Here is a 16,535-nt window from a genome sequence, read left to right on the forward strand (position 1 = left end):
AGGGAGTCAGGATGAGCCAGGCCAACGAGACCGTCTTCACCTGGGGTGCGCCGCCACTGAAATTCGGTGCCGGCGCCCTCGATGAGGTGGGTTACGACATCAGCACCCACGGCGCCAAGCGCGTGCTGGTGGTCACCGATCCGGGCGTGGCCCACCTGGGTATCGCCGACCGGGTGGTGGCGTCCCTGAACCGCTACGGCATCGAGACCGAGGTCTTCGAGCACAGTCACGTCGAGCCGACCGACAAGTCCATGGGCGAAGCAGTCGACTTCGCCAAGGACAAGGGACCGTTCGACGGATACGTCGCCGTTGGTGGCGGCTCGTCCATCGACACAGCCAAGGCCGTCAACCTCCTGCTCACTGATGGCGGTGAGCTCACGGAGTACCTCAACAAGCCGGTCGGGGACGGCAGGGCGCCCAGTGGCCCGCTCATGCCGCTGATCGCCGTACCCACCACTGCCGGAACGGGATCGGAGAGCACCGGCACGTGCGTCATGGACGTGTTGTCGCTGCGGGTGAAGACCGGGATCGGGCACTGGCGGCTGCGACCGACCATGGCAGTCATCGACCCGACGGTCACCCTCAGTCTGCCGGCCGGGGTGACCGCGTCGTCGGGGATGGACATCGTGTGTCACGCACTGGAGTCGTTCACCGCCCGGCCGTTCGAGGACTACCCGGCCAAGAAGGCCGAGGAGCGCGTGCCCTACTGCGGCTCGAACCCGGTCGCGGATCTGTGGTGCGAGAAGGCGCTGTCGCTGATCTCGCGCTCGTTCCGGACTGCGGTGCGCGACGGCGCCAACGTCGATGCCCGCTCGGACATGATGCTGGCCGCGACCTGTGCCGGGATGGGCTTCGGCAACGCCGGCGTGCACATCCCGCACGCCAACGCCTACCCGATCGCCGGCATGGTCAAGGACTTCCACCCGGTGGACTACCCGCAGGACGAGGCGATGGTGCCGCACGGCATGTCGGTGTCGCTGACCGCGCCGGCGGCGTTCCGGTTCACCTACCCCAGCGCGCCGGAGCGGCACGTGCAGGCGGCGCTGATGCTGCAGCCCGACCTCGACCCGAACACCCCCGACGAGGAGAAGCTGCCGACCGCGTTGATCAACCTGATGCGCGACATCGGTATCCCCAACGGCATCTCGGGCGTCGGTTTCGAAGCCTCCGACATCCCCGAGCTGGTGCCCGGGACGATGAAACAGCAACGGCTGCTGTCGATTTCGCCGCGCGAGGTCACCGAGGACGACATCGCCGCGATCTTCGAGGAGTCCCTCAGCAACTGGTGAGACAACCACGAAGGGCCCCGCCGACCGGCGGGCCCCTTCGACGTTGTCGGACTCAGCGTGCTTCGCGGTCGGCGCGGTTGACCGCCGACAGGATCGCGGTCAGCGAGGCCTTCACGATCGAACTGGACATCCCGACACCCCACAGGACACGGTCACCGACCGCGCACTCCAGGTAGGCGGCTGCGGCCGAGTCACCGCCGGAGGTCAGGGCGTGCTCGTTGTAGTCCAGGATGCGTACGTCGACCCCGACCGAGTGCAGCGCATCGATGAAGGCGGCCAGCGGGCCGTTGCCCTCTCCGGTGATGACCTTCTCCTCGCCGCGATCGGTCACCGTCGCGACGATCCGGTCCCGCTCGTCGTCGATCGACTCGACCCGGTGGTTGATCGGCGCGAACCGACCCCACGCGGCCTCACCGACCCCGGTGCCGGGCAGGTACTCGTCACTGAACGCCTGCCACAGCTGCTCCGGCGACACCTCTCCGCCCGCCTCGTCGGTGCGACGCTGCACGACACCGCTGAACTCGATCTGCAACCGGCGCGGCAGATCCAACTGGTGCTCGGTCTTGAGGATGTAGGCCATCCCGCCCTTGCCGGACTGGGAGTTGACCCGAACCACGGCCTCGTAGGAGCGGCCGACGTCGTGCGGGTCGATCGGCAGGTAGGGCACGCCCCAGACCAATTCGTCGATCGACTTGCCGGTTGCGGCGGACTGCCGCTCCATGTCCTCGAAGCCCTTCTTGATGGCGTCCTGGTGGGAGCCGGAGAAGGCGGTGAAGACCAGGTCGCCGCCGTACGGGTGGCGCTCGGGTACCGGCAACTGGTTGCAGTACTCCACCGTGCGGCGGATCTCGTCGATGTCGGAGAAGTCGATCTGCGGGTCGATGCCTTGGCCGAACAGGTTCAGACCCAGGGTGACCAGGCAGACGTTGCCGGTGCGCTCACCGTTACCGAACAGGCAGCCCTCGATGCGGTCCGCACCGGCCTGGTAGCCCAGTTCGGCGGCAGCCACGCCGGTGCCGCGGTCGTTGTGCGGGTGCAGCGACAGCACGATCGACTCGCGGCGGTCCAGGTTGCGCGACATCCACTCGATCGAGTCGGCGTAGACGTTCGGGGTCGCCATCTCGACGGTGGCCGGCAGGTTGATGACCATCGGGTGGTCCGGGGTCGGGTCGATGATCTCGATGACCGCGTTGCAGATCCGTGCGGCGAACTCCAACTCGGTGCCGGTGTAGGACTCCGGGGAGTACTCGTAGTAGACCTTCGTCTCCGGGACGGTCTCCTCCAGCTTGCGCACCAACCGGGCCGCCTGGGTGGCGATGTCGATGATGCCGTCCTGGTCCTTGCCGAAGACAACCCGGCGCTGCAGCACAGAGGTCGAGTTGTAGAAGTGCACGATGGCCTGCGGTGCGCCCGCGATGGCCTCGAAGGTGCGCTCGATCAACTCGTCGCGGCACTGGGTCAGCACCTGGATCGTGACGTCGTCGGGGATGTGGTGGCCGTCGATCAGCTCACGCACGAAGTCGAAGTCGGTCTGGCTGGCGGAGGGGAACCCGACCTCGATCTCCTTGTAGCCCATCCGGACCAGGAGTTTGAACATCCGCAGCTTGCGCTCGGAGTTCATCGGGTCGATCAGCGCCTGGTTGCCGTCACGCAGGTCCACCGCGCACCAGCGCGGGGCCTTGTCGATGATCTTGTCCGGCCAGGTGCGGTCGGGCAGGTCGACCTTGATCTGCTCGTGGAACGGCACGTACTTGCCGATCGGCATGGTGGTGTTCTGCTGGGGATGGATCACGGGTATCGCCTTTGAACGAAGAAGGGGGCGCCCGGTCCGTGCCGTTGCTCACTCGCGCAACGGAAACCTCCGCGGCGAGGATGACCGAGTCGAACTAGGCCTCGCCGCGGCAGTCAAGAAGTCCCCAACCGAGGAGCTGGTACGCCGCACGCACGTCCCCAAGACTAGCGCACCTACCACCGCGCGTGGCCGCCGTCACTTAATCTGGTCCGATGGACATCCTCGGCGCGATCATCTCGTGGGCCGTTGCCACCGTGTTGATCTGCAGTGGCGCGCTCAAACTCGGTCGGCACCGCGACTTCTTCAAGAGTATGCAAACCCTGGGTTTGCCCGCCTGGTTGCTGCGCGACTACACGTTCGCCAAGGCGTTTCCGTTCCTCGAGATCGGCCTGGGCGCCCTGATCGTGCTGCTGCCCACGTCGTGGCACATGGTCCCGCTGGCGCTGGCGGCCGCACTCTACGTCGCCTTCCTGGTGGTGATCGTGCGGGTGGTGCGCTCCGCCGTACCTGCCTCGTGTAACTGTTTCGGCGGTCTCGGCGCCGACGAGGTGGGGCCGCGTACCGTCGCCCGCAACATCGCACTGGTGGCGCTGGCAGTGCTCGCGCTGATCCTGCACGCCGCCCCGGCGACCGTGGCGGCCGACCGGCTCGGCGGGTGGGCCTACGTGCTCCCGGCGGTCCTCGCGGCAGCAATCGCAGGTGGTCTGGTGCTCTACCGCAACGGGGCAGAGAACCGCGGGCAGCGTGACCTGATCGACAACCTCACGGTCCAAAACCGCGACGGCGAGCAGTTGCCCATCAAGGACCTGCAAGATCCGCCGTCCTACGTGGTGTTCTTCTCGGCCGGTTGTGGTGCCTGCTCTCAGACGGTACAGGAGTTCCGCTGGTGGCCGCATGCGATGGCCGACGGCTACGACCTGGTCCCGGTTTTCACCGGCACCCCGGAGCAGTTCGCGATGTTCCCCGAGTTCGAGCCGCTGCTGGAGCACGCGTGGTACGACCCGCAGATGACGTTCTACAAGGCGATCGGCGGTGACGGGACCCCCGCTGGCACGCTGATCGACGCCGACCACCCGCTCGGCAACGGGGCGGTCACCGGTATCGGCCCGTTGCGCCAGTTGATCTGGACGGAGGAGTTCACCCAGCAGCGCCAGCGGGAGACGGAGACGACCCGCGATGACCATGCCCGCGAGATGGCCCGGCAGGCGCTGATCGACGGAGGCTGGGACCCCGCCTGGGCGGACTTCGCCGAGATCACCCTGACCAACGACGACGGGCGGCAGATCACGGTCACCCCGAACGCTCCGGAGGTCGCCGACGAGGAGTCGGCGACGCGCTGACCCCGAAGTGTCAGTGGTGTGGTTCATGCTCGAGATATGAGCCACCACCAACCGCACGGCATCGTCCCCCCACACCTGCTGCAACACCTGGCCGACTCGGCCAACGCCGAGGTCGCCGAGGCGGCCCGTCGCACCCTCGAGCTCAGCGTCGACATCTCGGTGCAGCGCGAGTACCGCGCGGCCCGCGCCGACCAGTCCGGACTGATCCCACCCCAGCTGCGCGAACGCGCCCGCTCCCACCGCACCACCGGCACCGAACTGCGCGACGTCACCAGCCCAGCCGCAGCCGATGAGCCAGCACCGCAGCGGACGATCTACACCGCCGGGCAGGGCACGACCCTGCCGGGCACGAAGGTGCGCTCCGAAGGCCAAGGGCCCGTGGCCGATGAGTCGGCCAACGAGGCGTACGACGGCCTCGGGGACACGTTCGCACTGTATTGGCAAGCCTTGCAGCGCAATTCGCTGGACGGCAACGGGCTGCCACTGATCGCAACCGTCCACTACGACAAGGATTTCGACAACGCCTACTGGGACGGTCAGCAGATGGTGTTCGGCGACGGTGACGGTGTCTACTTCAGCTCGTTCACCGACTCCGTCGACGTCATCGGGCACGAGTTGACGCACGGTGTCACCCAGTACACCGCCGGTCTGACCTACGTCGCCCAGCCCGGGGCGTTGAACGAGTCGATGTCGGACTGCTTCGGGTCGATGGTGAAACAGCAGGTGCTGGGCCAGAGCGCTGCCGAAGCGGACTGGCTGATCGGCCAGGGCCTGTTCACCGCCAAGGTGAAGGGGGTGGCGTTGCGCTCGATGAAGGCCCCCGGGACGGCGTACGACGATCCGCACCTGGGCAAGGACCCGCAGCCGGCCGATATGACCGGCTACCAGGATTTACCGCACGACTCCGCGCACGACAACGGCGGCGTGCACGTCAACTCCGGGATCCCGAACCGCGCGTTCTACCTGGCCGCCACCGGCATCGGGGGCAACAGCTGGGAAGGCGCCGGGCGCGTTTGGTACGCCGTACTCACTGGCGGCAAACTCGCCAAAGACGTTGACTTCAAAGGGTTTGCGCAGGCAACCATCGACACCGCCGGTCAACTCTTTGGGGCCAGCAGCAGTCAGCGGGACGCAGTCGGCGACGCGTGGAAAACAGTCAAAGTGCTGTGACCGCGTCCAGATCAACGGCCCGGCGTTGTCAGGACAGCAGACGGTGCTCGGCCGCGGTGGGTTCAAGTGCGAGTCCGGATGCGATGAGCCTCCGGTCCGCGCTCACCAGCGGAATACCCAGTTCCTGCCCGCAGGCAGCCCACCTCGCGTCGTAAAAGGACATGCGATGCTGCTCCGAGATGGCAGCTGCGGTCCGCAGCCACGAGGGGTCCATCGACACCGGGGGACCCACGATCGCGAGCAAATCAAGTAACTGGTCGTGGATTCGCTGCCCGGCCCAGCCCAGGGCACGTGCTAGCACGTTGCCGACCTCGTAGACCGCCAGATCGAGCACATACGCGTCCAGCGCGCCCGCAGCGTGCGCGTCGCGGAGTGCACGTGCTGCCGCAACTTCCTGCTCGCCCTCCTCGTGAAACCACTTGATGAGGACCGAGGTATCGACAAGGACGCTGCTCATCCAAGCCGATCACGGTCGCCGCGGACCAGATCCGCGGACTCAAAAGCACCCGTCTCCGCGAAGCGCTGTTGCGACCGAGTGATCGCCGCCTCGAGAGCGATGGGATCGCGTCGGCCGAGTTCACGACGAGCAGCAGCAGCGAGAAACGCGCTGCGGCTTGTCGACCGGCGGCGTACCTCGGCATCGACTTCAGCCAACAGGTCGTCGGGAAGTGAGACCAGCACCTTGGACATACTCGAGTATATCCAGGCGGATATACGCTAGAACTCTTCGTGGGTGCGGGAGTCCCAGGCGGCGTCCTCGCCCCGGTCGAGTGCCGACAACTTCTCCATCTGCGCGTCGGTCAACTCGAAGTCGAAGACGTCGGCGTTCTCCTTCTGCCGCTGCGCGTTGCCCGACTTCGGGATCGCGATGATGCCCTGCTGGACGTGCCAGCGCAGGATGACCTGGCCCACCGAGCGACCGGCCTCCGCGGCGACCTCCGCTACGACCGGTGACTCCGGCAGCTTCTCCCGCAGACCCAGCGGACCCCACGCCTCGGTCAGGATGCCGCGGTCGGTCATGAAATCGCGCAGGTGGGTGCGGGCCAACATCGGACTGCACTGGATCTGGTTGATCGCTGGCCACACCCCCGTCGCGTCGTAGAGCGCGGCCAGCTGCTCCTGCACGAAGTTACTGGTGCCGACCGACCGGATCAGACCTTCCGACTGCAGCTCCAGCATGGTCGCGTAGGACTCGACGTACTTGCCCTGGCTGGGGTTGGGCCAATGGATCAGGTAGAGGTCCAGGTAGTCTAGTCCAAGGGCGGTCAGGCTCTTCTCCAACCCGCGTCGCACCGAGTCGGTGCCATGGTCGCTGCCTCGCAATTTGCTTGCCACGACGAGGGTTTCACGGTCGACACCGCTGTCACGGATACCTTGCCCGACGCCGTCCTCGTTGCCGTACTGCGCGGCGGTGTCGATCAACCGGTACCCGACGCCGATCGCGGAAGCGACGGCGTCCGCGCATTCCTGACCCTTCATCGGATAGGTGCCCAGGCCCACCAAAGGCAGGTCGCGAGAGCCGTCAGCAGTGGCCAGGGATGTGGTCGCGATGAAGGAGTCGGTCATGCACCCAGTGTGCTCCGCACCCGTCAGCGGCGAAGATCCGGGGCCCTGCGAACGGCGACGTAGCGATCGTCCAACTCTTCGATACTGAATCGACCGATCGGGATCTCACCCAGCACGGTTTCCTCGTCCAGTCCCTGCGGGGTGATGCGGGTGACGACCTCGCGGACCTGCTCACCGTCGCGCAGCACCCGGTAGGTGTTGGTGATCTCCACGCGGTCCTCCCGCGAGCGCTGGTCGAAGAACGGCCGGGCCGCGAACCAGCGCTGGTACTCCTGTCGGCCGATCGTCGCCTTGCGCAACAACGTCATCGGGACCTCGGTGACCGGCACGCCACCGTAGGAGCGGCTGAGCAGGATCGGCGCCCCCGGAACCATCACCTGCGACATGCGCTCCCAGAAGGCCTCGCGAGCCGGCTCGGACAGGAAGTAGATGACGTTGAACAGCAGCGCGCCACCAGACTCCGCCGGCAACCAGCACTCGGTGATCGGCTCGGGCACGACCGTCACCTGTTCGCGCAACAACTGATCGTCGGCGACCCGTCGCATCAGCAGCGAGCGCATCAGCGGGTCGGGCTCCACCGCAACGACCTCGGTGCCCGTGAAGCGGTGCGCAAGGACCTGGGTGGTCAGACCGCTACCGCAACCGATGTCGAGCAACGGACGCGTGGTGTCGAAACCCGCTGTGTCCCAAGGAACATGGTCGATGTAGTCCTCGGACGACTCCGGTTGGCGCAGGAACTCCCCGAACTCCGCCCAGGCGAGCGTGTCTGGATCTTCAGCCATCAGAAGCCCAACTTACTGAGTTGGTTGGGATCGCGTTGCCAGTCCTTGGCGATCTTCACGTGCAGATCCAGGTAGACGCGCTGACCGAGCAGCTCCTCGATCGCCGTACGCGCGTTGGTGCCCACCTCGCGCAGCCTCGAGCCGCCGCGGCCGATGATGATCGCCTTCTGGCTGGAGCGCTCGACAAACACATTCACCCGTACGTCGAGTAGCGGCTTATCGGCCGGCCGGCCTTCGCGTGGGGTGATCTCCTCGACCACCACCGCAAGACTGTGCGGCAGCTCATCGCGCACTCCTTCGAGCGCAGCCTCCCGGACCAGTTCGGCGATCATGACCGCGTCGGGTTCGTCGGTGTGCACATCGGCGGGGTACAGCTGCGGTGACACCGGCAGATGTGACATCAAGACCTCGGCGACGGTATCGACCTGGTCGCCGCGGGTCGCCGAGCAGGGCACGATGTCGTCCCAGTCGCCCAACTGATCGATGGCGACGAGGTGCTGGGCGAGCCGGTCTTTGTCGACCCGGTCGCTCTTGGTCGCGATCGCGACGACCGGGCGGCGCCGACCCTGGCGGATCTCGGCGAGTTCGCGGGCGATGAAGGTGTCCCCCGGGCCGATCCGCTGGTCGGCGGGCAGGCAGAAGCCGATGACGTCCACGTCCAGCAGAGTCTCTCGGACCACGTCGTTCAGGCGCTGCCCGAGCAGCGTGCGCGGTTTGTGCAGGCCGGGAGTGTCCACCAGCACCAATTGCGCGTGGTCGGTGGTCAGGATGCCGCGCACGGTGTGCCGGGTGGTCTGCGGTTTGCTGGAGGTGATGGCGACCTTCTGCCCCACCAGGGCGTTGGTCAGCGTCGACTTGCCCGCGTTGGGCCGACCCACCAGACAGGCGAATCCAGCGTGGTAGTCCTCGCTCGGCTTCTCACTCACGGCGCTGCCACCTCCTCATGCTCGACGGACGGCTCGTCATCGGACCGGACCCGTGACACCAGAATGGTCGCAATCTGGTGCCGGCGCCCGGCCATCTCATCAGCCGTTAGCTGCAGACCGGCGATCTGCGCGGTCGCTCCCGGGATCGGTACCCGGCCGATCAGCTTGGCCAGCAAACCGCCGACGGTGTCGACGTCGTCGTCCTCCAAGGTCACGTCCATCAACTCGGCCAGGTCGTCCACCGGCATTCGCGCCGGGATCCGGACGCTGCCGTCGGGCAGTTCTTCGACTCCCGGTGCGACGCGGTCGTATTCGTCGTCGATCTCGCCGACGACTTCCTCGATGATGTCTTCGAGGGTGATCAGGCCGGCCGTGCCGCCGTACTCGTCGATCACCACCGCGAAGTGCTGCCTGCTGGTCTGCATCTCGCGCAGCAGGTCATCGATCGGTTTGCTGTCCGGGACGAACGCGACCTCGCGGGCGACCTCGGTCACCGGTAGCGATGCACTGTCCGGATTGAGAGTCAGCCGCCGGGCGACATCCTTGAGGAAGACCAGGCCCTCGATGTCGTCGGGGCCGTCATCGACGACCGGGACGCGGGAGAAGCCGGACCGCAGGAAGAGCGACATCGCCGAGCGCAGTGATTTCGTGTTCTCGATGATCACCATGTCGGTGCGCGGCACCATCACCTCGCGCGCCACGGTGTCGCCGAGTTCGAAGACGGAGTGGATCATCCGCCGCTCGTCGGCCTCGATCAGTTGGGAGTCGGTGGCCATGTCGACGAAGTCGCGCAACTCCTCTTCCGAGGCGAACGGCCCGTCGCGGAAGCCCGGGCCGGGGGTGACGGCGTTGCCGACAGCAACCAGACCGCGCGCGACCGGCCCGAGGACCGTCAGGAAGAAGCTGATGATCGGTGCGCCGAAGCACGCCATCGCGGTGGCGTGCTGTTGACCGAAGGTGCGCGGAGAGACCCCGACCAGGATGAACGACGCCAGCGCCATCACCCCGATCGCGACCAGAAGCGTCACCCAGAAGTCGTCGAAGAGCCGGTCGGCCGCCAACGTGACCAACACCGCTGCGGTCGCCTCGGCGCCGACCCGCAAAAAGGCCAGCACCATGGCCACCGCACCGCGGTGGTCGACCAGACGCACCAGTTGGACCGCGCCGCGGCGGCCGTCCTCGAGCAGTTCGTGGGCCTGGGATTTGCTGATCCGGACCAGCGAACTCTCCATCGCCGCCAAGAAGAATCCGGCAACGACAGAGGCGAACGCGACGACCAACAGGACGATCACGACCTGCTCACTCCCCTGATGGCGGCTGGATCCGAGTGGGTTCGCGCCGCTCCTGACTGGCCAGGAAGGTCAACAGCAGGGTCCGCTGCAACTGGAACATCTCCTGCCGCTCCTGCGGTTCCGCATGATCGAAGCCGAGCAGGTGCAGGATTCCGTGCACGGTCAGCAGCAACAGTTCTTCCTCGGTGCTGTGACCCGCTTCGGCGGCCTGTTTGGCCGCCACACTCGGACACAGGACCAGGTCCCCGAGGATGCCCGGCTCGGGGTCCTCGCCGTCGCGACCGGGGCGCAACTCGTCCATCGGGAAGCTCATCACATCGGTCGGACCCGGCAGATCCATCCACTGCACGTGCAGGGTCTCCATGGCCGGTTCGTCGATGACCCGCACACACAGGTCGGCGTGCGGATGCACCCGCATCTGCGTCATGACGAACGCCGCGCAGTCGCGCAACTCCTCCAGGTCGACGTCTGCGTCGGTTTCGTTGAGGACGTCGATGCTCACGAGCGCTTACCGGCCGGTCGCAGCGAGGCCGGCGGATGGTGCGCGTCCCAGGAGCCGTACGCCTCGACGATCGCGCTCACCAGCCGGTGGCGCACGACATCCTGCGCGCTGAGATAGGCGAAGTGGATGTCGTCGACGTCTCCGAGGATGTCCTGGATGATCCGCAGGCCGGAGGTGGTCCCGCCGGGCAGGTCCACCTGGGTGACGTCACCGGTGATGACCATCTTCGAGCCGAACCCGAGGCGGGTCAGGAACATCTTCATCTGCTCGGCCGAGGTGTTCTGTGCCTCGTCCAGGATGATGAACGCGTCGTTGAGGGTGCGCCCGCGCATGTAGGCCAGCGGTGCCACCTCGATCGTGCCGGAGGCCATCAGCCGCGGAATGGAGTCGGGGTCGACCATGTCGTGCAGCGCGTCGTACAGCGGTCGCAGATAGGGGTCGATCTTGTCGTTGAGGGTCCCGGGCAGGAACCCCAACCGCTCGCCGGCCTCGACCGCCGGACGGGTCAGGATGATCCGGTTGACCTGCTTGGCCTGCAACGCAGCGACGGCCTTGGCCATCGCCAGATAGGTCTTGCCGGTGCCGGCCGGACCGATGCCGAAGATGATCGTGTTGGCGTCGATCGCGTCGACGTATTCCTTCTGGCCCAGCGTTTTCGGCCGGATCGTCCGGCCGCGGCTGGAAACGATGTTCATCGTCAGCACATCGGCGGGCCGCTCGCGGGTCTGACCGCGCAACATCGCGATGGAGCGTTCGACCGCGTCCCGGTTCAACGGCTGGCCGGCGTCCACGATCGCGACGAGTTCGTCGAGTAGCTCCTCGACGAGGGCCATGTCGGCGCTGTCCCCCTCCAACCGGAAGGCGTTGCCGCGCACGTGAATTCCCAGATGCGGGAAGGCCTGCTCCATGGTCCGCAGCAACTCATCGCGCGGGCCCAGCAGCGCGACCATCGAGACACCGGCGGGGATCTCGACGGTGTGGGTGGGTGTTTTCGGCTGATCCTGATCGGTCATCGTCTCGTCATTCTAATGCGGTGCGTCAGTCCACCGGGTTCGCGCGAGCAGCACCGCCAGCGCGGCGGGACCGGCGCTGGACGAGCGCAGCACGGTGTGTCCGAGCCGGACGCTGATCGCTCCGGCCTCGGTGAGCGCAGCCAGTTCGGCAGGTGAAATGCCGCCTTCGGGGCCCACCACGACCAGCACCTCCCCGTCCGCAGGTAGGTCAACGGCCGAGATGGGGGTGGTCGCCTCTTCGTGCAGGACGAGCGTGAGCCGACCACTCGACGTACGCCGGGCCAGGCCTTTGGAGTCCACCGGCGCCTCCACGACGGGGATGGTCGCGCGACGCGACTGCTTGGCGGCCGCGCGCACCACACTGCGCCACTTGGCCAGGGCCCGCTCACCGCGGGGTCCGCGCCACTGCACGATGCTGCGGTCGGCCTGCCACGGCACGATCGTGTCGACGCCGAGTTCGGTGGCGGCCTCGATGGCCTGGTCGTCGCGGTCACCCTTGGCCAGCGCCTGCACCAAGGTGAACGCGGGCGCGGGGTCGGCCTCGCGGCGTACCTGCTGGATCCGCACCTGCAGACTCGGTCCGTCGACGGTCTCGACCACGCCGGTCAGCACCAGCCCACCACCGTCGGCGAGTTGGATGGGTTCGCCGGCCGTCAGCCGTCGCACGACCGCAGCGTGCCGACCCTCCTCCCCGGCCAGCAGCACCAGGTCGCCGACCCGGGAACCGGCAAGGTCGTCGGCGAAGAACAGCGGTGCGGTCACCGGACTACTTCCAGGCGTCCTTCAACCGGCCGAACAGACCCTTGTCGGCGCGCTGGAAGACCGGTTCGGGTCGCTCCTCGTCGCGAACCTTGGCCAGTTGCCGCAGCAACTCCTCCTGCTCGGGGTCCAGCTTGGTGGGCGTGCGCACATTGAGGTGCACCATCAGGTCGCCGCGGCTGGTGGTCCGCAGGTGGGTCACGCCGAGCCCGGCGAGGGTCACGACGTCGCCGGCCTGGGTGCCCGGTTTGACCGCGACGTCGCGCGGCCCGTCCAGAGTGTCCAGGCTGAGCGTCGTGCCCAGCGCGGCAGCGGTCATCGGCAGATCGACGCTGCAGTGCAGGTCGTCCCGGCGCCGTTCGAAGGTGGGGTGCTTGGTGACCCGGATCTCGACGTACAGGTCGCCCGCCGGTCCCCCGCCCGGGCCGACCTCGCCGTGCCCGGACAACTGGATCCGGGTGCCGGTGTCGACGCCCGCGGGCACCTTGATCGAGATGGTCTTGCGGTCGCGGACCCGGCCCTCGCCGGAGCAGTCGAAGCACGGGTCGGTGATGACCTCGCCGTAGCCGCGGCACGCCTGGCACGCCCGGGCGGTCATGACCTGGCCGAGGAAGGTGCGCTGCACCTGCTGGACCTGCCCGGCGCCCTTGCAGACGTCGCAGGTACGTCGACCGGTGCCGGGCCGTGAACCGTCCCCGTGGCAGGTCTGGCAGACCACGGCGGTGTCGTAGGTCAGGTCCTCGGCGCCACCGAAGACGGCGACCTTGAGGTCAATGTCCAACGGCAGCAAGGCATCCTGACCGCGCTGCACCCGCGAGCGCGGGCCGGCGCCACCACCGGCGGCGCCCGCGCCGCCGAAGAAGGCGTCCATCACATCGGAGAAGGAGAATCCGGCACCGAAGCCGGCCGGTCCGCCGCCGCCGGCCGCAAACGGGTCGGCGCCCATGTCGTAGGACTGGCGCTTCTCGGGGTCGGACAGGACTTCGTAGGCCTGCGAGACCTTCTTGAACTGCTCGGCGGCATCCTCGCCCGGGTTGACGTCCGGGTGCAGTTTGCGGGCCAGCCGCCGGTAGGCGCGCTTGATCTCCTCCGGCGAAGCGTCCCGGGAGACGCCCAGGTCGCCGTAGTAGTCGTTCACTGATGTCACTCCAGAATCTCTGAGACGTAACGGGCGACCGCGCGGACGGCGGCCATCGTGGCGGGGTAGTCCATCCGCGTCGGTCCGACGACGCCTAGACCCCCGGTTTGATAAGTCGTGCTGATCACCGAGGTGCTCTGCAGGTCGGCGACGTCGTTCTCGGCGCCGATCCGCACCATCACCAAGTTGTCACCGTCTGCCTCGAGGTGGCCGAGCAGTTTCAGCAGGATGACGTGCTGTTCCAGGGCCTCCAGCACCGGCGCCAAGGTGCGTACGTCGGTCGCGGACTTGGCCAGGTTGGCCCGGCCCGCCATGACCACCCGCTCGTCGCCCAGGATCTGCAGCGCCGAGGTCACCTCGGCCAGGATCTGGCCGAGCATGCCCTGGTCGGCCTGCGGCAGCTGCTGGGCCAGCGGCACCGCGAGGTCGTTGATCGCGCTGACCGCGTCGGTGCGTCGTCGGCCGACGACGGCCTCGTTGACCCGGGTACGAAGCTGGGCGAGCAGGTCGGTCTGATCGGTGAGGTCCGAGGGCACCGGCACGACGCGTTGTTCGACGCGCCCGGTGGACAAGATCAGCACCACCAGCAGCCGGTTGCCGGCCATCGGGACCAGCTCCACGTGCCGCACGCTCGCGGACGTCACCGACGGGTACTGCATCACGGCGACCTGATTGGTCAGCGACGCAAGCAGCCGGGTGCTGCGGTCGACCACGTCGTCGAGGTCCACCGATTGGGCCAGGAAGGTCTGGATGGCGGACTTCTCCGCGCGGCTGAGCGGTTTGACGGTGCTGAGCCGGTCCACGAAGAGCCGGTAGCCGGCATCCGTGGGGATTCGCCCGGCGGAGGTGTGCGGGGCACTGATCAGCCCGTCGTCCTCCAGTGCGGCCATGTCGCCGCGCACCGTGGCCGCGCTCACCCCGAGTTGGTGGCGCTCCAAGAGGGCCTTGGAGCCGACCGGTTCCGAGGTGGCCACGTAGTCCTGGACGATGGCCCGCAGCACTTCCAGACGGCGTTCTTCGCTCACGGCATCCTCCTTCGCCAGTTGGTCGTTGGCACTCGTGTTGTTCGAGTGCCAAGTCTACGTCTGAAAAAGGGCTGCGTTGCTCTACCGTTGCCGTCGTGACCTCCGATCGGTACGGCGCTGACGTCCTCTCCGGCGACTGGCGGGCGCACGGGCGAACCCGCTCCCGCGAACAGAGCGCCGATCCGGGCCTGGTCGTGGAGGACCTGGAGACCGGCTGGTGTGGCGCCGTCGTACGCGTCGAGAAGGCTGGTGGCATGCACGTGGTGCACCTGGAGGACCGGCACGGGAAGACCCGCGCGTTCCGCCTCGGTCCGGGCTTCCTGGTCGAAGGGCAACCCGTGGTCCTCACCGCCCCCCGGGCCGCCTCGGCTCCCGCGCGTCCGTCCCGTACGGCGAGTGGCTCGGTGGCCGTCGACACCGCCGCCCGCGTCGCGGTGGGCTCGCGGATCTTCGTCGAGGGACGCCACGACGCGGAACTGGTGGAGAAAGTGTGGGGAGACGACCTGCGGGTGGAAGGTGTCGTCGTCGAACTCCTCGAAGGTGTCGACCATCTCCAGGACGTGATCGCCGCCTTCTCCCCCGGCCCCGGCCGCCGGATGGGGGTGCTGGTGGATCACCTCGTGACCGGCAGCAAAGAAGATCGCCTGGTGCGCTCGGCGCTGGCGGCGTACGGCGGCTCGGACGTCCTGGTCGTCGGTCATCCGTTCGTGGACGTGTGGCAGTCGGTCCGCCCCGACCGCCTCGGCTGGTCCAGTTGGCCGGTCATCCCCCGCTCCATCGAATGGAAGAAGGGTGTTCTGGCGCAGCTCGGCTGGCCGAACTCCTCCCAGGCGGACGTGGCGACCGGCTGGAAGAAGATCCTCGGCACGGTCCGCAGCTACTCCGACCTGGAACCGGAACTGCTCGGCCGGGTCGAGGAACTCATCGACTTCGTCACCGACCCCGGCGATGGCTGACCCGGCCGCCGGCATTCGCGCCGAACTCGTTGCGGTCGTCGTCGCGGTCACCGGTGGCACGACCGGCGCGGTGGTGCCACGAGTCCTGGCCGGCGGCCGTCCCCCCGCGTTGCCGTCGGGACCGCTGCGCACGGATCACGACTCGCTGCAGGAGGGCGCACGCGCCTTCGTCCGGGACCAGACCGGCGCGACCCTGGGTTACGTCGAGCAGCTCTACACCTTCGCCGACCTGGGCCGCACCGACGACGCGGTACGAGAGATCTCGATCAGCTATCTGGGTCTGACGCGCGCCGACGAACAACAGGACGGGTGGGCCAGCATCTACGACCTGCTGCCCTGGGAGGATCGCCGCCACCTGGCCGACGACGCACCGGCCGACCGGCTGTCCCAGGAGATCCACACCGCGCTCGGCCGATGGGCAGGGACCGACGTGGTCCGGCAGGAGCGGGTGGCCTACCAGTTCGGGCTGGACGGTTCCGGCTGGCGCAGCGAGCTCGCGCTGCAACGATACGAACTGCTGTGGGAAGCCGGTCTTGTTCTCGAATCCCCCTGTGGCACAGGTGCTTTGAGCCTCACCGGGCCCACCATGAAGGCCGACCACCGGCGCATTCTCGCGACGGCACTGTCGCGTCTGCGCTCACGCCTGCAGCACCGGCCGCTGGTCTTCGAGCTGATGGACCCGGAGTTCACCCTCGGTCAGTTGCAGGAGGTTTTGGAGGCGCTGGGCGGTGTCCGGGTGCACAAACAGAACTTCCGCCGCGCGATCGCCGCTCAAGAACTCGTCGAGCCGACGGGTGGCTCGACCCGCTCGACCGGCGGGCGACCGGCAGCGCTCTACCGGTTCCGGCGCGAGGTCTTCACCGAGCGCGAGCAGGCCGGGACCAAGCTGCCGCTGCCCCGCTGACCGTTGTCGGCGAGCGCGACCACAGCCCACCACTCGACACGCACCGGGCGGCCCGATTGGCCAGCGCGAACCCGGCCGCGT

17 protein-coding genes are annotated in these 16,535 nt (G+C 67.6%); 5 read left to right on the top strand and 12 right to left on the bottom strand.

The features are described from left to right. Nucleotides 1-11: 11 nt before the first annotated feature. Nucleotides 12-1,289, top strand: a complete 1,278-nt coding sequence (locus tag DR843_RS08310; RefSeq protein WP_109684934.1) for a hydroxyacid-oxoacid transhydrogenase — start codon at nucleotides 12-14, stop codon at nucleotides 1,287-1,289. A 52-nt stretch (nucleotides 1,290-1,341) separates the two neighbouring features. Here DR843_RS08310 and leuA read toward each other — a convergent pair whose 3' ends face one another. Next, a complete protein-coding gene (gene leuA, locus DR843_RS08315) occupies nucleotides 1,342-3,081 on the bottom strand; it encodes a 2-isopropylmalate synthase (RefSeq protein ID WP_109684935.1) in 1,740 nt (579 codons plus the stop codon). 212 nt (nucleotides 3,082-3,293) lie between these two features. On the opposite strand from leuA, the gene DR843_RS08320 reads away from it, so the two are divergent. After that, nucleotides 3,294-4,421, top strand: coding sequence for a TlpA family protein disulfide reductase (locus DR843_RS08320; RefSeq protein WP_109684936.1), 1,128 nt, complete (start codon nucleotides 3,294-3,296; stop codon nucleotides 4,419-4,421). Nucleotides 4,422-4,457: 36 nt separating this feature from the next. Continuing rightward, on the top strand, nucleotides 4,458-5,591 hold the full coding sequence (locus DR843_RS08325; RefSeq protein WP_109684937.1) for a M4 family metallopeptidase: 1,134 nt from the start codon (nucleotides 4,458-4,460) through the stop codon (nucleotides 5,589-5,591). A 28-nt stretch (nucleotides 5,592-5,619) separates the two neighbouring features. Here the strand turns inward: DR843_RS08325 and DR843_RS08330 are convergent, their stop codons facing one another. From DR843_RS08330 to hrcA, 11 genes are read right to left on the bottom strand one after another with little or no spacing between them, the layout of a single operon-like run. Continuing rightward, a complete protein-coding gene (locus DR843_RS08330; RefSeq protein ID WP_109684938.1) occupies nucleotides 5,620-6,048 on the bottom strand; it encodes a type II toxin-antitoxin system VapC family toxin in 429 nt (142 codons plus the stop codon). Continuing rightward, entirely contained in the window at nucleotides 6,045-6,281 is a 237-nt protein-coding gene (locus tag DR843_RS08335) for a CopG family ribbon-helix-helix protein (RefSeq protein ID WP_109684939.1), read from the bottom strand. The genes DR843_RS08330 and DR843_RS08335 overlap by 4 nt, the downstream gene beginning before the upstream one ends. A gap of 27 nt (nucleotides 6,282-6,308) precedes the next feature. After that, entirely contained in the window at nucleotides 6,309-7,157 is an 849-nt protein-coding gene (locus DR843_RS08340; RefSeq protein WP_109684940.1) for an aldo/keto reductase, read from the bottom strand. A gap of 23 nt (nucleotides 7,158-7,180) precedes the next feature. Further along, nucleotides 7,181-7,939 carry a class I SAM-dependent methyltransferase gene (locus tag DR843_RS08345; protein WP_109684941.1) on the bottom strand — a complete coding sequence of 253 codons (759 nt, stop codon included), beginning with the start codon at nucleotides 7,937-7,939 and terminating at the stop codon, nucleotides 7,181-7,183. Continuing rightward, nucleotides 7,939-8,865, bottom strand: a complete 927-nt coding sequence (era, locus tag DR843_RS08350; RefSeq protein ID WP_109684942.1) for a GTPase Era — start codon at nucleotides 8,863-8,865, stop codon at nucleotides 7,939-7,941. Before era ends, DR843_RS08345 begins: the two co-directional genes overlap by 1 nt. Further along, nucleotides 8,862-10,157: a hemolysin family protein gene (locus tag DR843_RS08355; RefSeq protein ID WP_109684943.1), complete on the bottom strand. Its 1,296-nt coding sequence runs from the start codon at nucleotides 10,155-10,157 to the stop codon at nucleotides 8,862-8,864. Before DR843_RS08355 ends, era begins: the two co-directional genes overlap by 4 nt. Before the next feature lie 7 nt (nucleotides 10,158-10,164). Further along, a complete protein-coding gene (ybeY, locus tag DR843_RS08360) occupies nucleotides 10,165-10,659 on the bottom strand; it encodes an rRNA maturation RNase YbeY (RefSeq protein ID WP_109684944.1) in 495 nt (164 codons plus the stop codon). Beyond that, nucleotides 10,656-11,672 carry a PhoH family protein gene (locus DR843_RS08365; RefSeq protein WP_109684945.1) on the bottom strand — a complete coding sequence of 339 codons (1,017 nt, stop codon included), beginning with the start codon at nucleotides 11,670-11,672 and terminating at the stop codon, nucleotides 10,656-10,658. Before DR843_RS08365 ends, ybeY begins: the two co-directional genes overlap by 4 nt. A 12-nt stretch (nucleotides 11,673-11,684) precedes the next feature. Further along, nucleotides 11,685-12,434, bottom strand: a complete 750-nt coding sequence (locus DR843_RS08370; protein WP_109684946.1) for a 16S rRNA (uracil(1498)-N(3))-methyltransferase — start codon at nucleotides 12,432-12,434, stop codon at nucleotides 11,685-11,687. Nucleotides 12,435-12,438: 4 nt separating this feature from the next. After that, complete coding sequence (gene dnaJ / locus DR843_RS08375; RefSeq protein ID WP_109684947.1) at nucleotides 12,439-13,569, bottom strand: molecular chaperone DnaJ; 1,131 nt, start codon at nucleotides 13,567-13,569, stop codon at nucleotides 12,439-12,441. A 5-nt stretch (nucleotides 13,570-13,574) separates the two neighbouring features. Next, entirely contained in the window at nucleotides 13,575-14,594 is a 1,020-nt protein-coding gene (gene hrcA / locus DR843_RS08380; RefSeq protein ID WP_109684948.1) for a heat-inducible transcriptional repressor HrcA, read from the bottom strand. Nucleotides 14,595-14,689: 95 nt separating this feature from the next. Here hrcA and DR843_RS08385 point away from each other — a divergent pair, with 95 nt between their 5' ends. Continuing rightward, nucleotides 14,690-15,550, top strand: coding sequence for a DUF3097 domain-containing protein (locus DR843_RS08385; protein WP_109684949.1), 861 nt, complete (start codon nucleotides 14,690-14,692; stop codon nucleotides 15,548-15,550). Continuing rightward, nucleotides 15,543-16,454, top strand: a complete 912-nt coding sequence (locus DR843_RS08390; RefSeq protein ID WP_109684950.1) for an NUDIX hydrolase — start codon at nucleotides 15,543-15,545, stop codon at nucleotides 16,452-16,454. The genes DR843_RS08385 and DR843_RS08390 overlap by 8 nt, the downstream gene beginning before the upstream one ends. Nucleotides 16,455-16,535: the final 81 nt, after the last annotated feature.

The organism is Branchiibius hedensis (assembly GCF_900108585.1).
Classification (GTDB): Bacteria; Actinomycetota; Actinomycetes; order Actinomycetales; family Dermatophilaceae; genus Branchiibius; species Branchiibius hedensis.

Coding starts and splice junctions, on each gene's coding strand:
- DR843_RS08320 (WP_109684936.1), top strand. CDS start 3,294: ATGGACATCCTCGGCGCGATCATCTCGTGGGCCGTTGCCACCGTGTTG.
- DR843_RS08325 (WP_109684937.1), top strand. CDS start 4,458: ATGAGCCACCACCAACCGCACGGCATCGTCCCCCCACACCTGCTGCAA.
- DR843_RS08310 (WP_109684934.1), top strand. CDS start 12: ATGAGCCAGGCCAACGAGACCGTCTTCACCTGGGGTGCGCCGCCACTG.
- DR843_RS08390 (WP_109684950.1), top strand. CDS start 15,543: ATGGCTGACCCGGCCGCCGGCATTCGCGCCGAACTCGTTGCGGTCGTC.
- DR843_RS08340 (WP_109684940.1), bottom strand. CDS start 7,157: ATGACCGACTCCTTCATCGCGACCACATCCCTGGCCACTGCTGACGGC.
- DR843_RS08330 (WP_109684938.1), bottom strand. CDS start 6,048: ATGAGCAGCGTCCTTGTCGATACCTCGGTCCTCATCAAGTGGTTTCAC.
- DR843_RS08335 (WP_109684939.1), bottom strand. CDS start 6,281: ATGTCCAAGGTGCTGGTCTCACTTCCCGACGACCTGTTGGCTGAAGTC.
- DR843_RS08365 (WP_109684945.1), bottom strand. CDS start 11,672: ATGACCGATCAGGATCAGCCGAAAACACCCACCCACACCGTCGAGATC.
- DR843_RS08345 (WP_109684941.1), bottom strand. CDS start 7,939: ATGGCTGAAGATCCAGACACGCTCGCCTGGGCGGAGTTCGGGGAGTTC.